General features: G+C 73.2%; 14 protein-coding genes. 4 read left to right on the top strand and 10 right to left on the bottom strand.

The annotated features are described in order from the left end of the window. Window positions 1-6 precede the first annotated feature (6 nt). Window positions 7-1485: an adenosylhomocysteinase gene (gene ahcY, locus JOD51_RS06360; protein ID WP_204607520.1), complete on the bottom strand. Its 1479-nt coding sequence runs from the start codon at window positions 1483-1485 to the stop codon at window positions 7-9. Window positions 1486-1631: 146 nt separating this feature from the next. Next, window positions 1632-1859: a DUF3499 family protein gene (locus tag JOD51_RS06355; protein ID WP_110904719.1), complete on the bottom strand. Its 228-nt coding sequence runs from the start codon at window positions 1857-1859 to the stop codon at window positions 1632-1634. 146 nt (window positions 1860-2005) lie between these two features. On the opposite strand from JOD51_RS06355, the gene JOD51_RS06350 reads away from it, so the two are divergent. Beyond that, window positions 2006-2446 (top strand): metallopeptidase family protein, encoded by a 441-nt coding sequence (locus tag JOD51_RS06350; protein ID WP_204607519.1) that lies wholly within the window; start codon window positions 2006-2008, stop codon window positions 2444-2446. A gap of 78 nt (window positions 2447-2524) precedes the next feature. On the opposite strand, the gene JOD51_RS06345 is transcribed toward JOD51_RS06350, so the two are convergent. The 5 genes from JOD51_RS06345 to manA form a co-directional block, all read right to left on the bottom strand. Beyond that, window positions 2525-3922: a DUF5719 family protein gene (locus tag JOD51_RS06345; protein ID WP_204607518.1), complete on the bottom strand. Its 1398-nt coding sequence runs from the start codon at window positions 3920-3922 to the stop codon at window positions 2525-2527. Beyond that, entirely contained in the window at window positions 3919-6771 is a 2853-nt protein-coding gene (locus JOD51_RS06340) for a glycosyltransferase family 2 protein (RefSeq protein ID WP_204607517.1), read from the bottom strand. Before JOD51_RS06340 ends, JOD51_RS06345 begins: the two co-directional genes overlap by 4 nt. A gap of 75 nt (window positions 6772-6846) precedes the next feature. Then, window positions 6847-7179, bottom strand: coding sequence for a WhiB family transcriptional regulator (locus JOD51_RS17320; RefSeq protein ID WP_372377757.1), 333 nt, complete (start codon window positions 7177-7179; stop codon window positions 6847-6849). A gap of 218 nt (window positions 7180-7397) precedes the next feature. After that, a complete protein-coding gene (galE, locus tag JOD51_RS06330) occupies window positions 7398-8360 on the bottom strand; it encodes a UDP-glucose 4-epimerase GalE (protein ID WP_204607515.1) in 963 nt (320 codons plus the stop codon). An 84-nt stretch (window positions 8361-8444) separates the two neighbouring features. Continuing rightward, the gene (gene manA, locus JOD51_RS06325) at window positions 8445-9671 is read right to left on the bottom strand and encodes a mannose-6-phosphate isomerase, class I (protein WP_204607514.1); all 1227 of its coding nucleotides are present in this window, start codon (window positions 9669-9671) and stop codon (window positions 8445-8447) included. A 92-nt stretch (window positions 9672-9763) separates the two neighbouring features. Here manA and JOD51_RS06320 point away from each other — a divergent pair, with 92 nt between their 5' ends. Beyond that, window positions 9764-11851 (top strand): acyltransferase family protein, encoded by a 2088-nt coding sequence (locus JOD51_RS06320; RefSeq protein ID WP_204607513.1) that lies wholly within the window; start codon window positions 9764-9766, stop codon window positions 11849-11851. Window positions 11852-11875: 24 nt separating this feature from the next. Further along, entirely contained in the window at window positions 11876-13255 is a 1380-nt protein-coding gene (locus tag JOD51_RS17535) for an O-antigen ligase family protein (protein WP_204607512.1), read from the top strand. A gap of 64 nt (window positions 13256-13319) precedes the next feature. Here JOD51_RS17535 and JOD51_RS06310 read toward each other — a convergent pair whose 3' ends face one another. Beyond that, on the bottom strand, window positions 13320-14738 hold the full coding sequence (locus JOD51_RS06310) for a hypothetical protein (protein ID WP_204607511.1): 1419 nt from the start codon (window positions 14736-14738) through the stop codon (window positions 13320-13322). Window positions 14739-14832: 94 nt separating this feature from the next. Between JOD51_RS06310 and JOD51_RS06305 the strand changes: the two genes are divergently transcribed. Then, complete coding sequence (locus tag JOD51_RS06305) at window positions 14833-16134, top strand: O-antigen ligase family protein (RefSeq protein ID WP_204607510.1); 1302 nt, start codon at window positions 14833-14835, stop codon at window positions 16132-16134. Window positions 16135-16199: 65 nt separating this feature from the next. Here JOD51_RS06305 and JOD51_RS06300 read toward each other — a convergent pair whose 3' ends face one another. Then, window positions 16200-16964, bottom strand: a complete 765-nt coding sequence (locus JOD51_RS06300) for a polyprenol monophosphomannose synthase (protein WP_204607509.1) — start codon at window positions 16962-16964, stop codon at window positions 16200-16202. Window positions 16965-16996: 32 nt separating this feature from the next. Then, window positions 16997-18448, bottom strand: coding sequence for a hypothetical protein (locus tag JOD51_RS06295; RefSeq protein ID WP_204607508.1), 1452 nt, complete (start codon window positions 18446-18448; stop codon window positions 16997-16999). Window positions 18449-18536: the final 88 nt, after the last annotated feature.

Genomic DNA, 18536 nt, shown 5'->3' with positions numbered 1-18536 from the left:
CTGGGCTCAGTAGCGGTACTGCTCCGTCTTGTAGGGACCCTCGACCGGGACGCCGATGTACGACGCCTGCTCGGGCCGGAGTTCGGTCAGCCGGACCCCGAGGGCGTCGAGGTGCAGCCGGGCGACCTTCTCGTCGAGGTGCCTCGGCAGCACGTAGACACCGGTCGGGTACTGGTCGAGGCGGGTGTGCAGCTCGATCTGTGCGAGCACCTGGTTCGTGAACGAGTTGCTCATCACGAAGGACGGGTGCCCGGTCGCGTTGCCGAGGTTCATCAGACGCCCTTCGCTGAGGACCAGGATCGAGCGGCCGTTCGGCAGGCGCCACTCGTGCACCTGCGGCTTGATCTCGACCTTCTCGGCACCGGGCATCGACTCGAGACCGGTCATGTCGATCTCGTTGTCGAAGTGCCCGACGTTCGCGACGATCGCCAGGTGCTTCAGCGCGAACATGTCGTCCACGCCGACGACACCGAGGTTGCCGGTGCAGGTCACGACGATGTCGACCTGGTCCGCGACGTCCTGCAGGCGGGCGACCTGGTAGCCGTCCATCGCTGCCTGGAGCGCGCAGATCGGGTCGATCTCGCTGACGATGACGCGGGCACCCTGCCCGCGGAGGGCTTCGGCTGCGCCCTTGCCGACGTCGCCGTAGCCGACGACGAACGCGACCTTGCCGCCGATCAGGACGTCGGTGGCCCGGTTCAGGCCGTCCGGCAGCGAGTGGCGGATGCCGTACTTGTTGTCGAACTTCGACTTGGTGACCGAGTCGTTGACGTTGATCGCCGGGAACCGCAGCTCGCCGGTGCGCGCCAGCTCGTACAGGCGGTGGACGCCCGTGGTGGTCTCCTCGGTGACGCCTTCGATCTCGGCGGCGATCCGGGTCCACCGGTCGCTGGACTGCTCGAGCGAGGACGCGACCGTGGCCAGCACGATCTTCCACTCGGCGCTGGCGTCCGGGCCGGCGTCGGGCACCCGACCGGCGGCTTCGGCGTCGGCACCGGTGTGCACGAGCATGGTCGCGTCACCGCCGTCGTCGAGGATCAGGTTCGGACCGATCCACTGTGCGCCGGACTCGGCGGCCTCGGCACTCCAGTCGAAGACCTGGTTCGTGCACCACCAGTACTCGTCGAGGGTCTCGCCCTTCCACGCGAACACCGGGACACCGGCGGGGGCGTCCGGGGTGCCGGTCGGGCCGACGGCGACGGCCGCGGCCGCTTCGTCCTGCGTGGAGAAGATGTTGCAGCTGGCCCAGCGGACACGCGCGCCGAGGGCGACGAGCGTCTCGATGAGGACCGCGGTCTGCACGGTCATGTGCAGCGACCCGGCGATGCGGGCCCCGGCGAGCGGCTGCGTGGGGCCGAACTCGTCGCGGAGGGCCATCAGGCCCGGCATCTCGTTCTCGGCGAGACGGATCTGGTGGCGTCCGGCCTCGGCGAGCGAGAGGTCGGCGACGCGGAACGGGACGGCGGCGCGGGTGTCGGTCGGCATGCGGATCAGTCTCGCACGCACCGCCGACCGGAGCGGGGGTCCCGTGACGTCGGTGGACAGCACCACGGGGACGACGGGCGGTGCAGGAGGAAGCGGGACGCGCCTCCCGTCCGGCGGTGCCGCGGAGCGAGCGCGCCCGACGCCGCTCAGGAGGGGTGGCGCTCCGGCGTCCGCGGCGGCGGGTCCCGCCGGATCACGCGCCAGCCCTGCGGCACCCGCAGGGTCGCCGCGTGCCGGGCGCAGAGGTCGTACCCGTGCGGTTCGACGCGGCCGGAGAGCGGTCCGACGACGACCATCGAGTCGGCGTAGTCGTACGTCAGGGTCGCCGAGGCGCCCGCGCCACAGGCGACCTTGCTGCAGATCCGTACGTCCATACCGGAGACGACCCTACCGGCCGGACCCCGGAGGCTCCGCGGCCGGACCCCGGGGACTCCGCGGCCGGACCCCGGAGGCTCTGCGGCCGGGCCCCGGAGACCAGGCGCCGAGCCCCGCCGCGCGTCGTGCCGCGTACGATGGCCGGATGCGCCGCAAGCCCAGGATCGTCACCCCGGTCGACCGTGCTCGGGGACGCTCCCGCCACGGCCGCGGCCACCGGTCGAGCGTCACCGGACCGGAACTCGCGCCGGTGATCACCCGCGCCGAGGCCTTCGACCGCATCGTCGGCGACACCGCCCACTACCTGGTCGGGCTCTGGCCCGAGGAGCTGTCCGGCGTCGTGTTCCAGGTCGCCGACATGCCGACCGACACCGGCCTGCCCGACGAACTCCCGCGGTGGCGCGTCGAGCGTGACGACCGACGGGTGACGGTCTTCCGGATCCCGGTCGAGCGGGTCACCCACAGCCCGGAGAAGGACGACGTGGACCGTCGGATCGTCGTCGAGACCGCGGTGTTCCGCGCCGTCGCCGAACTCATCGACAAGGACCCCTGGGACCTGGCGCCGGACCGCTACCGCCACTGGTGACGTCCGGCGGGACCAGCGGACCGGTCCGACAGCCCCGCCCCACGACCGGAGCGCCCACGACCGGAGCGCCCACGACCTCTAGGGGTAGATGCGCACCGGGCTCGAGACCTCGGTCTCCGGCCGCACCGGGAACCCGGCGATGCCGTCGTCCCCCTGGTAGCTGACACCGGCGACCAGGCCGTCGGCACCGCTGATGGTGAGCTGCTGCGCGGTCGGCACCTTCACCGTGGCGGTCGAACCGGAGGTGACCCGCACCTTCTGCGAGTCGTCACCGGACCGGACCGTGACGGTCGCGTCCTGCCGGGTCGGGTTGACGACGTTCAGGCGCGCGCCGGAGCCGGCCGCGACCGCGGTCACCGTGGTGGCGGAGAGCGGCTGGGCCGAGGCGAACCACCCGAGGTCGGTGCGGCCGTCGTCGGTCGGGGTGGTGGTGCGCGCGCCCGCGACGATCGGCACCGAGGAGTCGATCGTGAACGAGTAGCGCCCGTCCGGGAAGTCGTCGAGCGGCACGTCGGTGACGACGCCCGGCTCGGCGGTGGCGTCGACGGTGGTGCCGCCGCCGTCCGCGGTGGTGATGCCGAGCGTGACGCGCGCAGCCTGGCTGCCGGGGACGTAGAGGCGCAGCACCGGGGCGGCGTCGGCGGTGTCCTCGCCGCGCTGCGCACCCTCGGCGTCCTCGAGGACGACGGCCGGGATCACCTGGGTCCGGGACGGCGATGCACCGCCGGAGACGATGTCGAAGCCGCCGGGGGTGAGCGTCCGGACGACGGTCTCCTGCATGTGCGCGACGATCTGGCCGCCGGACGAGGTGACGTGCACGACGGTCGACCCCTGGTCGGTGACGAAGCCGGAGAGCGGCACGACCTTCTGCGAGTTCGGGGCGACGACGATGCCGGTGGTCCCCGGGGCGCTGACGGTCCCGCTGCTGTCGGCGATGGTCAGGTCGACGGTCGCGTTGACGTCCGTCGGGTTGCTGAGCGTGACGAGGGTGGTGCGGCCCGTCTCGGTCGAACCGCCGACGAGCCAGGTCGACTGCGACGGGTCGTCACAGGAGGCTGCCCCCACGCCGACGACGTCGCCGTCGGACACGCTCTGGTAGCTGCTGCCCGCGACCTGCGGCGCGGTCGTGCCCGCCGGTGCGGTGAGGAGCGTCGGCGCGCTGCTGCCGGTGCTCGCGCTGCCGAGCTCGCTGCGGTCGACGCGGTCGCCGGTGGTGGCCGTGGCGATCTGGGGCGACCCGATCGTGCTCGCACGGGTGGCGTCGTTGCCGGCGTCGTCGGACAGGCGGAGCGCACTGCCGGCGCAGACCCGCTCGGCGGCGGCCGGCACCGGGGTGACGGTCCGCCCGGCGGGGTGCCCCGGGTCCTCGGTGGTGCCGATCGTGTGCGCGGCGGCGATCGTGCCCGCCGCGACGATGACGGCGACGGCGGTGGCGGTGCCGCGGAGGGCCCAGCGGCGCGCGGTGCTCGTGCTCATTCGTCGCGCTCCTCGTCGAAGGTGGTGGCGGGTTCGTCGGCCTCGAGGACGTTCGACGTCGCACGGCGGCGGCGCGGTGCGGTCGGGACGGCGAGCAGCGCGGCAGCGCCGAACACCACGCCGATGACGACGAGGTACAGCACGTGCGTGGCCTTCGTCGCCGCGGAGCCGGAGCTCGTCCGGTCGACGTCGCCCTCGTAGTGGAACAGCGACCCGTTGGTGGTCTCGCCGATGCTGGTGAACCGGGCGTCCTGGCCGATCGCACCGGCGGCACGGTCGTGGACGGCCCGGGCCTCGGCATCGTCCGGGGCGTCGTCGAGCAGCACGAAGCTGATGCCGAGGTCACGGAGGGCCGGGGCGGGGTCGTACCCGCTGCGGCTCGCCAGGTTGCCGGCGAGCGTCGCCAGGCGGCTGCCCGAGCTGCTCAGCGAGAGGGCCGTCGCGTCGAGCGTGGACTGGTCGTCGAGGGTGGAGCCCTGACCGCGCTCGAGGGCGACGGCGAGCGAACCGTCGGTCTGTGGCTGGACGACGAGTGTGCCGACGTCCGGGTTCGCCTGCGCCTCGGCGTTGACGTAGGCGCTGAGCACCCGGCCCGAGGTCGGCTGGATGGCCGCGCGGTCGAGGTAGAAGGCGGCGAAGGCCGGGGCGACCGCGACGGCGGCGAACACCGTGCCGACGAGCCCGAGGACCGGCGCGGCCCGGGGCACGGTGTCGACGCCGATGCAGGCCGCGACGATGACCGCGAGGGCGAACACCGACAGCGCGCTGCCGGGCCAGACGATCGTGGTGGTGGACCCGACGCCGGTGACGGTCAGGTGGGTCGCGCCGAACGCGGTCGCGTACCCGAGGAGTGCGGCGACGAGTGCCGTGCCGGCGAGCGACCAGCGGTGGCCGAGGACGGCCCCGACGGCACTGGCGGCGACGGGCAGGGCGAGCACGGCCATCGCGATCGGCAGCACCACGTCGCCGAGGCCGAGCGGGGCGACCGCGGACAGCCACCCGTTCCAGTCCGGCAGGGGCTGCCCGATCGCCAGCTGCAGCGCGCTCGGGGCGGGTGTCGCCGCGGGGACGCCCGGGTCGGCGAACACCGCGAGCGGGTTGCCCCGGGCGATCTGCGCGAGCACGAGCGGCACGAAGAGCACCGCGGCCGGCACCGGCACGAAGACCCGTCGGTGCGCGTGCCGCCAGCCGACCGCCAGGGCGACGAGCCAGCCGATCAGCAGGACCGGCAGGAGGGACGGCGCCGAGGCGGCGACGACCGCGAAGAGCAGGGCGGCACCGGAGGCCGACGCCCACGAGCGGTGCGCCTCCACCAGGGTGAGGAACAGCCAGGGCAGCAGGACGTGCGCGATCACCGCGCCGAGGTGGCCGGTGGTGACGGCGCCGACGAGTGCCGGTGCGACCGTGTAGAGGACGGCGCCGATGACCGGCACCCAGGTGCGCGTCGTGACCTTGCGCACCGCGGCCCACGCGCCGAGGGCGGCGAGCGGGAACGACAGCAGCATGACCAGGACGACCGAGGTGGACGGCGACCAGAACGTGATCGAGCCGAGCACCGCGACGACCGCGGCGAAGGGGTCCGAGGGGCCGGTGAAGCCCGTGCCGAGGGAGTGCCAGCCGTAGCCGACGTTCCGCCAGAGGTCGCCGACGTCGGTGCTCAGCGGCAGCAGTCCCCCGCCGGTGAGCGCGGGTGACCCGAGCAGCGGGAAGAGCGTGACGACGCTGAGCACGGCTGCGGCGAGGACCACCCAGATGCCGCCGTCGGCGAGGAACGAGGCGCGGGCGATCGGCGCGTCCTCGACCCGGGCGAGTTCGACGTCGCGGGAGGTCGTGCGGTGTTCGTGGACCCGCCGCCAGCTGATCCGCAGCGGTTCGATCGCGGCCCAGCCGAGCTTGCGGTTCGCCGCGAGGGTCTTCCGGGCACGTCCGACGCCGCCACCGAAGGCGACCGCGAACGCCGCGGCGAGCTCGCCGCCGACCGCGGCCGGGTGCTTCGCGACGAGGTGCCCGATCGCGCGGCCGAGGGCGAACGGCACGAGGGTCAGCCAGTGGATCCAGAGGACGCCGGCGGACGAGTAGGTCAGGCGGCGGTGCAGCTGCGCCTGTCGGTGCATCCGCACGCGGCGACGCTCGGACACCTTCGCGCGGCCGAACTCCTCGATCGGTCCGGCGCTGGTGGCCCGGGCCTCCGGGACGACGGCGACGCGGTGTCCGGCCAGGCGGGCGCGGACCGAGAAGTCGAGTGCCGCGTCGACGTCCGGCAGTGCCGGGTCGAAGCCGCCGAGGTGGTTCCACACGGACCGGCGGACGAGCATGCCGCCGGCGGAGACGCCGAGCACGTCGGTGTGCCGGTCGTGCTGGCCCTGGTCGAGCTCGTCCTGCACGAGCGTGACCGAGCGGCCCATCCGCGTCATGCTCTCGCCGAAGGCGGCGATCCGGGCCGGGTCGTCGACGTTGACGAGCTTCGGGCCGGCGATGGCGACGGAGGGGGCGATCTCGACGGCGCCGAGGAGCGCGGCGAGGGTGCCGGGCGTCGGGCTGTTGTCGTGGCCGATGAGCCACAGCCACTCGTCGGTGCCGTCCTCGGCGTCGGCGCGGGGTGCGACCTGCTCGCCGTGTCGGACGGCCTCGCCGAAGGACCGGCCGGCCGCGATGCGGGAGAGCTGGGCGCTGCCGCCGAAGGAGAGCTCGGAGGTGGACCCGTCGGTCGAGCCGACGTCGACCACCACGAGTCCCTCCGGCGGGCGGGTCTGTGCCGCCAGGGCGTTCAGGGTGCGGTCGAGATGGTCCGACCCGTTGGCTGCGACGAGGATCGCGGTGACGCGGGGCGTGGAGGCACTGGGCTGCATGACGGGAGCGACTCTACGGGCCGGGAGGCGCGGTGCCGGCCGCCGACGGCGGCGCGGCGTGAACCTGTGGGAACGTCAGGCGCGTTTGCGGAGCTTGCGACGTTCGCGCTCGGAGAGGCCGCCCCAGATGCCGAAGCGCTCGTCGTTCTCGAGTGCGTACTCGAGGCACTGCGACCGGACCTCGCACGAGGTGCAGATCTTCTTCGCCTCGCGGGTGGAGCCACCCTTCTCAGGGAAGAAGGCCTCGGGGTCGGTCTGCGCGCAGAGCGAGTCGACCTGCCACGAGAGCGGGTTCTCCTCGTCTGCCTCGGACGGCCGACGGACCCCCGGGACGCCGAGGGCGACGGGATCGACGTGCCAGTCGTCCGGCACTCCGGCTTCGAAGTCGGATGCGCTCACCCTGATCACCCCTTGACGTCTCGGTTCGGGTCCCTGACGACGGTGTCGTCGGTGTAATTACATCGGTGTGATTCCCCGGAGTCAAGTCGCGGATCATAGAAGCCGCTCCGGCTTCTGCCGTGGCATGTCCCCCATTCGGGCGTGTCGCGGCGCGTCTGCGGGCCTTTCGGGGGACACGCACGCCCCGCGTGGCGGGGTGGAGGCGGGGCGTGGCGGTCGTGCGGTGTCTACGCGGCGCGCTGCCGGGCCTCCCAGGCGCTCGTCACCATGTCGTCGAGCGTGTGCCGCATCGCCCACTCGAGGTCCCGCGCGGCGGCCTCGCCGGTGGCGACGATGCGGGCCGGGTCGCCGGCGCGACGCGGGGCGACCTCTGGGCGGAAGTCGATGCCGGTCCCCCGGGCCATCGCGTCCATGATCTGGCGGACGCTCACGCCGTCCCCGCTGCCGAGGTTGTACGCGCGCTGCAGCGGCTCCCCCGCTTCGAGCTTGCGAGCGGCGACCGCGTGCGAGTGCGCCAGGTCGGCGACGTGCACGTAGTCACGGACGCACGTGCCGTCCGGCGTGGCGTAGTCGTCGCCGTTGATCCGCGGCGTCCGACCGGCCAGCAGGGCGTCGAAGACGAGCGGGAAGAGGTTGTGCGGGCTGGCGTCGTACAGGTCCGGCTCCCCCGACCCGACGACGTTGAAGTAGCGCAGCGAGGTGGTGGTGAAGCCTGCGGCGACCTCCATGTCGCGGAGCAGCCACTCGCCGACGAGCTTCGACTCGCCGTACGGGGACTCGGGGGCCTTCGGGGTCTCCTCGACGACCACGTCGACGTCCGGCGTGCCGTAGACCGCGGCGCTCGAGGAGAACACGACCTTGTCGACCCCGGCGTCCGCGGAGGCACGGAGCAGGGTCGCCATGCCGGTCACGTTCTGCTCGTAGGTGTGCAGCGGCCGCTCCACCGAGACCCCCGCGTACTTGAAGCCCGCGACGTGCACGACACCGGTGACCTCGTGCTCGCGGAGCGTGCGGGCGAGGAGCTCGCCGTCCAGGATCGTGCCCTCGACGAACGGCACGCTCTCCGGCACGAACGCGCGGAAGCCGCTCGAGAGGTCGTCGAGCGCGACCGTGTCGAGGCCCGCCGCGACGAGCGCTCGGACTACGTGGGACCCGATGTACCCGGCACCGCCGGTGACCAACCAACTCATGCCGCCACGCTAGCGGACCGGCTGGTCCGCCCGGGAGTGCCGGCCCCCGCGGGCGGACCGGCTGGTCCGCCCGGGAGCGCCGGCCTACGCGCCGGTGGCGATGAAGACCGTCGCGGTGCGGCCGCTGCCGGCGTCCGCCTCGACCGACACGTCGCCCTCGTCCGGGGTGACGTAGCAGGACTCCCCCTGGCGGAGCAGCGTCGCCGAGTGCGCCCCGACGAGCGTGACGACCCCCTCGGTGCAGATCGCGATCGACGGCCCCGTCAGCGGTGCCGTGCCACCGGTCGTGAGCCCGACCGGACGACCGTCGCTCGTGACCCGCACCAGGGCGAAGCCGACGCCCTCGGGGGCGAAGCGGTCGACGACCGGGCTGAGGTGCTCCGGCTCGAGCAGCGGCGCCGGGTACGCCGTGAAGTCGAGGACGCGCAGGAGCTCGGGCACGTCGACGTGCTTCGGGGTCAGGCCGCCGCGGAGCACGTTGTCCGACGGGGCCATCAGCTCGATGCCCAGGCCGTCGAGGTACGCGTGGATGTTCCCCGCCGGCAGGTACATGGCCTCGCCGCGGGTCAGCGTCACGCGGTGCATGAGGAGCGAGACGACGACGCCCGGGTCGTCCGGGTAGGCCCGGGCGAGGTCGGCGGCAGTCGCGGTGTTCGGCGAGACGGTGGTCCCGGCGACGTCGGCGGCGGCCACCGCCTCCGCTGCCAGGTGTCCGACCGCGCCGATCACGGCCCCGGCGGAGTCGTCGGTCTCCTCGAGCCAGCGCACGGTGTCCTCGAGCCCCTGCTGCAGGTGCACGACGAGCGGGCCCAGCCGCCCGGACCCGGCGTCGAGCGCCTCGACCTCGGCGAGCGCGTCGGCGACCGGGCGGAAGCCACTGAGCGCCTCGAAGCGGTCGCTCAGTGCGACGACGAGCTCGGGCTTCGGGAACGGGTCCTTGTAGTTGCGGGCCGGGTCGTCGATCGGGACGCCCGCGGCTTCCTCGCGGTCGAAGCCCTCGCGCGCCTGCTCGGGCGTCGGGTGCGCCTGCAGCGAGAGCGGGGCGGCGGCGGCGAGGACCTTGAGCAGGAAGGGCAGACCGGTGCGGTCGTCGCCGAGGGCGGTCTGCGGTTCGGCGGCGATCCAGTCGAGCAGGGTGTCCGCGCCGCCGACCATGGCGGGGTTGACCACGACGCTCGGGCTGCCGGGGTGGGCGCCGAGCCAGAGTTCGGCCTGCGGGACGCCGGTGACGGTCCGTCCGAGGAGTTCGGGGATCGCGGAGACGGACCCCCAGGCGTAGTCGCGCGGGGTGTTCGTGATGCCGAGGAACATGGGTCGAGCGTATCCGGCGGCGCCGGACCGGAGCAGCGCGGGACGGGAGCGTCGCACGACGTGCACGATCCGCGATACATAGACTCTCGGCGATGTCCGAGCCAGCTGCACCCGTTCACGACCGTACTCGCTGGGACGTCCAGGCACTCCGCGCGTTCGCCGTCGTGGCCGTCGTGCTGTACCACCTGTGGCCGAACCGGCTGCCGGGCGGGTTCGTGGGCGTCGACGTGTTCTTCGTCATCTCCGGCTTCCTCATCACCGGCCACCTGCTCCGCGAGCAGGTGCGGACCGGCCGCATCGCGCTGGGGAGGTTCTGGGCGCGGCGTGCCGGGCGGCTCCTGCCCGGTGCCTTCCTGACGCTGACGGTGACCGGGATCGCGGTCCTGGCCGTCGTGCCGAGCTCGCTCTGGGGCCAGTACGGCCGGGAGCTCATCGCCGCCACGGTGTACCTGCAGAACTGGCAGTTGGCGTCCGACGCGGTCGACTACCTGGCCAGTGACAACCAGCCGTCGCCGTTCCAGCACTTCTGGTCGCTGTCGGTCGAGGAGCAGTTCTACATCGTCCTGCCGGTCCTCCTGGTGCTGCTGGCCGCCCTGCTGCGCCGACGCCGCCAGGACCCGGTCCGGACCGCCCGGGTCCTGCTCGGGACGGTCGGGGTGCTGAGCCTGGTCTGGTGCGTGGTCGAGACGCGGACGGCCCCGGGGATCGCGTACTTCTCGACCGCGACGCGCGCGTGGGAGTTCGCGTTGGGCGGGTTCGTCGCGACCGTGCCGCTCGCCGCGGCGCGCTCGGCCCGCGTGGCGGCGGTCCGGGCGGGAGGCACGTGGGCGGGTGTCGCAGGTCTCGTCGCGTCGGTCGTCGTGATCACGCCGTCGACCCCGTTCCCCGGCACCGCGGCACTGCTGCCGGTGCTCTCGGCCGCGCTGGTCCTGGCCGCGGGCGCGCGGAGCACCCTGGAGGTCGTCGGTCGGACGGCACCGGTGGCCTTCATCGGACGGACCTCGTACGCGATCTACCTCTGGCACTGGCCGGCGGTCGTCCTGCTGCCGGTCGTGCTGGGGCACCCGCTCGGCACCACGAGCAAGCTGGCGGTCCTGGTCGGCGCGCTCGTGCTCGCGGCGGCGTCGACCCTGCTGGTCGAGGAGCCCCTGCGCGCCCGGGTCCGGACGGTGCGGATGCGACCGGTCCGGGTGGCGGTGATCGGCCTGGTCGCGACCGCGGTCGTCGTCGCCCTCGGTGCCGGCACCCTGACGGCGGTGCACGTCCAGCAGGTCCAGGCCCAGGCGTTCACGGAGCGTCTGGCCCGTGGGGACGTGGACTGCTTCGGGGCGGCGACCCACATCGGATCGGCCGAGCCGTGCGTCAACCCCCGGCTGGCGGACGTCCGTGTCCCGGCCCCCGCGGCCGCACTCCACGACGACGCCAATGAGGACGCGTGCTGGTCGAACACCACCGCGGACTTCAACGTGTGCTCGTTCGGACCGCGGACCGGCTACCGGAAGCACCTGCTGGCGGTCGGCGACTCGCACAACAACGCGTTGATCACGGCGTACGCGGCGATCGCGGAGCGCGAGCACTGGCGGATCGACGTCGCCGGGCACATCGGCTGCTACTTCACCACCGCGACGCAGCAGGCACCGACCCAGGCCTACACCGACAGCTGCCAGGGCTGGAAGCAGAACGCGGTGCGCTGGGTGCAGGACCACGCGGACGGGCTCGACGCCCTCGTCGTGACGCACGCCGCGACCAAGAGCCCGGTCATCGCCACCGACCCCGCGGACGCCGACGAGACCGTCGTCCGGGGGCTCGTCGGGGCCTGGCGCAGTGCGACGGAGCACGGTGTGCCGGTCATCGCGCTCCGGGACAACCCGACCGCGCGCGACGACGTGCTCGCCTGTCTCGCCCAGATGCGGGGCCCCACGACGGGCGCCTGCGATCTGCCCCGTGATCAGGCGCTCGCGGCCTTCGACGGCAGCGAGCAGGCGGTGGCGGCGATCGGTGACCGGGCCCGGTACGTCGACCTGACGGACTGGTACTGCTCGGCGACGACCTGTCCGGCGGTGATCGGCGGGGTGCTCACCCACCGCGATCCGACGCACCTGACGGCGACCTTCGCCACGACGCTGGCGCCGGCCCTCGGATCGGCGCTGCGCTCGGCGCTGCACTCGCTCGGCGGGTGACCGGTGCGCGCTAGCCTGTCCCCCGTGACGAACACCTGGCCCCTCGCCCGCGGATCCGTCCCCGAGCGGGAGGCGTTCGCCCTCGCCACCGCGGTCCTGCTGACGCTGTTCGCCGGGGACGCAGTCCCGAACACGATCACCTGGTACGGCGCGGCGGCCGTCTGGGCGCTCGAGGGCGCCTGGGGCATCAGCGTCGTGGTCCGGGCCCGCCCGCCCCTCACCCGCACGCCACGCGCTCTCTGGCTCTTCCTCGCCTGGTGCCTGGTCACGGTGATCTGGTCGCACTGGCGCCCGGCGACGCTCGCGAGCACCGTCGCGCAGGTCGTGTGCGCGCTCGTCGCGTTCGCGATCGCGTCGACGCTGACGTGGCGCCGCATCCTCGACGCGGCCAGCCTGGCGTTCCGCTGGGTGCTCGGGTTGTCCCTGCTGTTCGAGGCCGTCGTGGCCGTCGTGGTCCGGCACCCGATCGCCCCGATCTGGACCGACTACGGCGACCGGAAGATCCCGGACGCGTTCTACTTCTCCCGCGCGGAGCTGTTCACCGGTGGACGCATCCAGGGGCTGCCGGGCAACGCCAACCTGCTCGCGATGGTCGCGCTGCTCGCCGCGATCGCCGTCGCCGTGCAGCTCGCCGAGGGCCGGCTCCGTCGGAACCAGGCGATCGGCTGGCTCGTGGTCGCCGGTGTGGTGTTCGCGCTGACCCGCTCGTCGACGGTGATCGTCGCCGCGGTCGCCGTCGCTGGTGTCCTCGCCGTCGCGCTGTGGATGCGCCGCGTGCCCAGTGGGCACCGGGCCGGCCGGTACCTCGGGCTGGTCGCCGTGGTCGCCGTCGTGGTGGTCGCGGTGGTCCTCGGCCGCGAGCAGCTCCTCGACGTGCTCGGTCGTTCCTCGGACCTGACCGGTCGTGGCACGATCTGGGCCGCCGTGTGGGGGCTCGTCGTGCAGCACCCGGTGCTCGGGTGGGGCTGGATCGGCTACTGGTGGCCGAACATCCCGATGCTGTCCGGTCTGGCACCGCTGCACGGCGTGCAGTACCTGCAGGCGCACGACGCCGGGCTGGACGTCTGGATGCAGACCGGCATCGTCGGCCTGGTCCTCTTCGCCGTCTACGTGCTCACCACCCTGGCGCGGTCGTGGGCCGGCGCGACGCGACCCGGGTTCGGACCGGACCTCCGTCCGCGCCCGTTCGACCCGGTGACCCTGTTCCCCCTGCTCGTCGTGGTCGCGCTCCTGGTGCAGTCCGTCGCCGAGTCGCGGCTGCTCTACCAGGGCAACTGGGTGCTCTTCGCCCTCATGGCGATCAAGTCGCGGATCGTGCTCGTCACCGAGGAGCCCGTCTCCGTCGGCGACGGTCCGCGGACGCCGCTGGCCAAGCGGGCGTTCCGGTGGGCTGCGAACCCCTGATCGACGGGCGCTGACCGACGCGCACTGACCGACGCGCGGAGCGTCCTGCCCCGGTGCCGCGTGCTCAGCGGTCGCGGAGCACCAGCGAGCAGGGCACCTCGGCGCTCCAGGGCAGCGCTCGGATCCGCACCGTCCCGGACGGATGCCGGGCACACGTGCGTTCCGCGGCGACGAACTGCGGCTGCCACGTCGGCCCGGAGGCTCGCTGTGCCACGCCGGGCACGTTGCCGACCCACGAGGCGACGAGCAGGGTGACCACGGACCAGCCGACGGTGACGAAGACGGCGGCGGTCGGGCCTCCCGTTTGTCGACGACGCCGACCGGACGCGTCCTCTGCCCGGTCTCGTCCCCGATGGACGCGGCGGTCGACGAGCACGGCGGCAGCGACGACCACGGACGCGCAGAGCAGGAGGCCGGCAGCGGCGGCGTACCGGGACGGTGTCGCGTCGACGAGGTCGCCGGGTGCGGCGCGGGACCACCGGCCGTCGGCCGAGGCGTTCGCGACCAGCGCTGCGGTCCAGACCGCCGCCGCACCGAGCGCGAGCGCCAGTGTGAGGACCGCGCGGCGGGGGTGACCGTCGCGGAGTGCGGTCGCCGCGCCGAGCACCACGACCACGAGGAGTGCGACGGCCGGCACCGCCACGACGGCCCAGCCGTCGGCCACCACGGCGCGCCCGACGGCACCGACGTCGGCGGTCCAGAGTCCACCGACCGTCTGCAGTGCCCAGCCGGCGGCGACGTCCTGGGCCGTGGGTGCGCCCGGCGCGGACGCGCGCGCAGTGGTCAGCGCCGTCCCGATCTGCGCGGCTGCGGTCCCGACGGCGGCGAGGGTCACGGGCAGTGCGCGCCACCGCGTGCCCCGCCGACGGTCCTCCACCCCGGTGTCGCCGCGCCCGGCCGACGGCGACCACGCCAGCACGAGGAGGGGCAGGAAGACGACGGCCTGCGTCTCCGACCCGACCACCAGCACGGTCACGAGCGCCAGGACCGCGGCGCCCCACCACGTCCGGACCCGGTGCGCGACGAGCCACGGTGCCAGGAACAGGCCGAAGGTGTGCAGGTTCGCCGCGGTGCCGGAGACCTCCCACGGCGCCGTGGGCAGCAGCACGGGCACCGCGGCCAGCACGAGTCGGAGCGGCCAGGACGGCACGACGTCCCGCGCCAGGACCCAGACGCCGCCGCACACCGCGCCGACGAGCAGGCAGGACATCGCCGAGACCGCGAGGACGTACCACTCGACCGGCAGCAGGAAGGCGACGTCGACCACCAGTCGCGGGACCACGTGCAGGTAGCCCGCGTAGGGATGCACGACGCTCTCGACGGCCCCGAGCTCGAGCCGTTCACGGAAGAACAGGCCGATGTCCTCGGCCCACCCGGTCCCGCGCGCCTCCGGTCCGAGCCGCACCCACGCGACGGCGGCGGCGAGCACCCCGACGAGCACGGCCGCAGGGGCCGCCCAGCGCTGTGTCCCGGGGCGTCGCATCGAGGGCCGACGCTACTGGTGGAGCGACGATCCGTGATATCGACGCTCCGCGATGGCGCAGCTGCAGCCGGGTCGCGTACGTCATCATGGACGGATGACGGACGGCCGGACGACCCGACGCGTGCGCGCACGTCGGTACCTGTCCGCCTGGATCGGGTTCTCCGCGGGCGGCCGGTTCAGCCAGGCACTCGCCACGACGATCGTGCTCTTCGCCTTCGGCGAGCCCACCGTCCGGGCCCTCGTCGGCGCTCCGGGGACGTGGGCGGTCCTCGTCACACTCGTCGTCCTGGCCGGGCTGAGCCTGCTCGGACAGCGCTACCGGATCGAGTGGCACGGGGTCCTGCCGCTGTCCCTGATCGCCCTCGTCGGGTACTGCGGGCTCAGCGTGCTGTGGAGCGAGTACTCCTGGGTCGCGCTCCGGGGGTTCGCGGCGACGCTCGGTTTCGTCGGGCTGGGTCTCTACCTGGCGCTCGGCCGCGACCTGGTGCAGGTCATCCGGGCCTGCGGTGACGCGTTCCGGGTCCTGTTGGCCGTGGCACTCGGGCTGGAGGTCCTCTCCGGTCTGGTCCTGGACCTGCCGATCCCGGCGTTCGGCATCCGCGGGGACATCGCGTTCGGTGGGCCGATCCAGGGCATCGGCGGCACCCGCAACTTCATGGGCTTCATCGCCGCCACCGCCCTCGTCACCTTCGTCGTCGAGTTCCTCACCCGGTCGGTGACACGGTGGCGGGCGATCGTGTCGACCGCCACCGCGGTCGTCACCCTCATGCTGGTGCAGTCACCCATCACCGGACTCGCGACGATCGCGCTCACCGTCACCGCGCTGGCGCTCTGGTCACTCCGACACGCCCGACCCGGCACCCGCCCCGTGGTGAACACGGTCCTCAGCACGTTCGTCGTCGCCATGGCGGTGTTCCTCGTCGTCGCGCGCGACCGGGTGCTCCCCGAGATCGGCGCCGCGGGCGGGACGACGACCCGGCTCGAGCTCTGGTCCGAGATCCGCACGTTCATCGCCCAGTACCCGATCCAGGGCTGGGGCTGGGTCGGCACCTGGCCCACCGAGCCGGTCGTGCCGTACGTGGCGTTCGTCGACCCGTCCGGGGTCCGCTTCACCTCGGGGTTGGACGCCGTGGTCGACGCGTGGCTGCAGATCGGCCTCGCGGGCATGCTCCTGCTCGTCGGCGCCGCCGCACTCGCCTTCGCCCGGTCCTGGGTGACCGCCACGACCTTCCCGGGGGTGGCGTACGTCTGGCCCGCGGCGGTGCTCGTCCTGCTCGGTGTCACGAGCGCCGCGGAGAGCTACGTGCTGCACGGTGCCGGGCTCATGCTCTTCGTCACCGTGCTGGTGGTCTCGGCCAGGCGGCGGTCCTGGCGGATCCGACTCCCCCGGACCTGACACGCCCCGGACCTGACACGCCCCGGGTCCGACCCGCCCAGTGCCTCAGGCGCGGCGCTGCTGCCTCAGGCGCGGCGCTGCGACCGGGGACGGAACCGGCGCTGCAGGCCCCACTGGGTGGTGCGGACCATCGCCTCGACGATGATGTCCTTGCTCATCTTCGACACCCCGTGCACGCGGTCGCGGAAGCGGATCGGCACCTCGACGATGCGTCCCCCCAGGTCGTGCGTGCGCAGCGTCATGTCGATCTGGAAGCAGTAGCCCTTCGAGTCGATCGACCCGAGGTCCATCCGGGCGATCGCTTCGGCGCGGTAGACGCGGAAGCCGGCGGTGATGTCGTGGACGGCCAGGCCGAGGATCAGCCGGGCGTACGTGTTCGCCCCGCGGCTGAGGACCTCGCGGCGCTTGGGCCAGTCGACGACCGAGCCGCCACGGATCCAGCGCGAGCCGATCGCGAGCATGACGTCGTCGGCGGGGTCCGCGTCGGCCACCGCCGCGATCAGCGCCGGCAGACGGTCAGCGGGGTGGGAGCCGTCCGCGTCCATCTCGACGAGCAGGTCGTACCCCTGCTCCAGGCCCCAGCGGAACCCGGCGACGTACGCGGTCCCGAGGCCGAGCTTGCCGGCGCGGCGGAGCAGGTGCACGCGGTCGTCGTCCTGAGCCATCGCCTCGACCAGGTCGCCGGTGCCGTCCGGGCTGCCGTCGTCCACGACCAGCAGCGACGCCGTCGGCACGGTCTCGAGGATGCGGGCCGCGATGTCGCGGATGTTCTCGGCCTCGTTGTACGTCGGGACGATGACGAGGGCTCGGGGTTCGGTGGTGCGGGTCATTTCCTTCTCACGGTTCGCGGTCGGCTCGGCGCTCAGCGCGCGGCGTCCTGGTCGATGATGGCGCAGGGCACGCTGACAGCCCACTGCGGCCCCGGGGCGATCTGCACGGACGCATCGGCACTCGGCGTCTGCGCGCAGCGGGACTCGGACGTCTCGATGCCCTGGTCCCAGTACGGGCCGGCCTGGCGGTTCGCCTTGTCCACCGAGAAGTTCAGCGCGAACGACAGTGCGACACCGAGGACCAGCAGGATCCCGACGACCCGGAAGGCCCAGACGACGCCGACCCGGTGCCGTCCGGTCGCTGCGCCCCGGTCGAGTCCGCCGCGGACGAGTCCACCCCGGTCGAATCCACCGCGGACGAGGCCGCCGCGCGTGAGGGCGATGTCGGCGAGCACGACGAACGCGCCGATGACGTACATGGACCCGGCCGCGCTGTAGCGGAACGTCCAGTTCCCGAGCCACTGGCCCGCGTCGAAGTGGGCGAACGCGAGCATCTGGTTCGGGTTGAGGAACACCGCTCCGAACCAGACCGCTGCCGAGGCCCACACCATCGAGCCGAGCATCCAGCGCTGGCCGGGGGCGCCGAGCCACAGGCCGAGGGCCGTCAGGACGGCGGCGACGACGAGCGGGAGCACCACGACCCAGACGCCGTGCTCGGCGATGACCCGACCGACGGCCGGCATGCTCCAGGTGAACGATCCGGCGAACGGCTGCACCGCGTAGCCGAGCACCATGTCGGCGACGGTTTCGTGCGGGACCGATGCGGCGGCACGCGGGTGCGTCAGGGTCGTGACGACCTGGGCCGCACCGCCGATCACCGACCCGAGGATGATCGGCCAGCGGTACCGGTTCCGGATGCCGACGAAGAACAGGGGGAAGAACGCCACGATCTGGATCTCGGTCAACCCGGCCAGCAACGTCGCGATGCCGAGCAGGATCCCCTTCGACCAGGAACGCACCGGCGTCAACAGGGCGAAGGGCATCAGGAACATCAGGAACCAGTGCAGATTCGCAGCGTTCGCCTGGATCTCCATCGGACCGAGGGGCACGAGCGCCGGGATCAGCGCCAGGAGCAGCCGGGCGACCACGGAGCGGATGACCCCGGCGGTGAGCACCCAGACCGCGGCGCCGACGGCGGCAGCGACGACGACGCAGAGCGCGGACACCGTCACGGCGAGTCGGTCGATGGGGCCGATGTGGGACGCGACCGCGACGACCAGCCGCGGCACGACGTGCAGGTAGCCGGCGTAGTCGTGGAACAGCGCCCCGGCGACCCCCAGGCGGTACTGCTCGTCGAGGAAGACCTTGCCGTCCTCGGCCCAGAGCGTGTTGCGGACCTGGGGAGTCAGACGCAACCAGCCTGCCACGGCGATGACGACCCAGAGGACGAGCGGGACGACGATCGACAGGACACGGCGGCGGACGGGACTGCCCGTCGGCTCGCCGTCCGTCATCCCCCCGACGGGCGGTCTGGTCTCAAGCACCGGACGATCCTCTCACAGCAGCCACCGGTGGGACTGGACCGGCACCGGGCGCGTCCCGCGCCGGGACCGGCGGCGAGAGCCACGGCAC

The organism is Curtobacterium herbarum (genome assembly GCF_016907335.1).
Classification (GTDB): Bacteria; Actinomycetota; Actinomycetes; order Actinomycetales; family Microbacteriaceae; genus Curtobacterium; species Curtobacterium herbarum.
The sequence above is the reverse complement of the archived record's forward strand: the minus strand, read 5'-3'. Positions and strand labels throughout refer to the sequence as shown.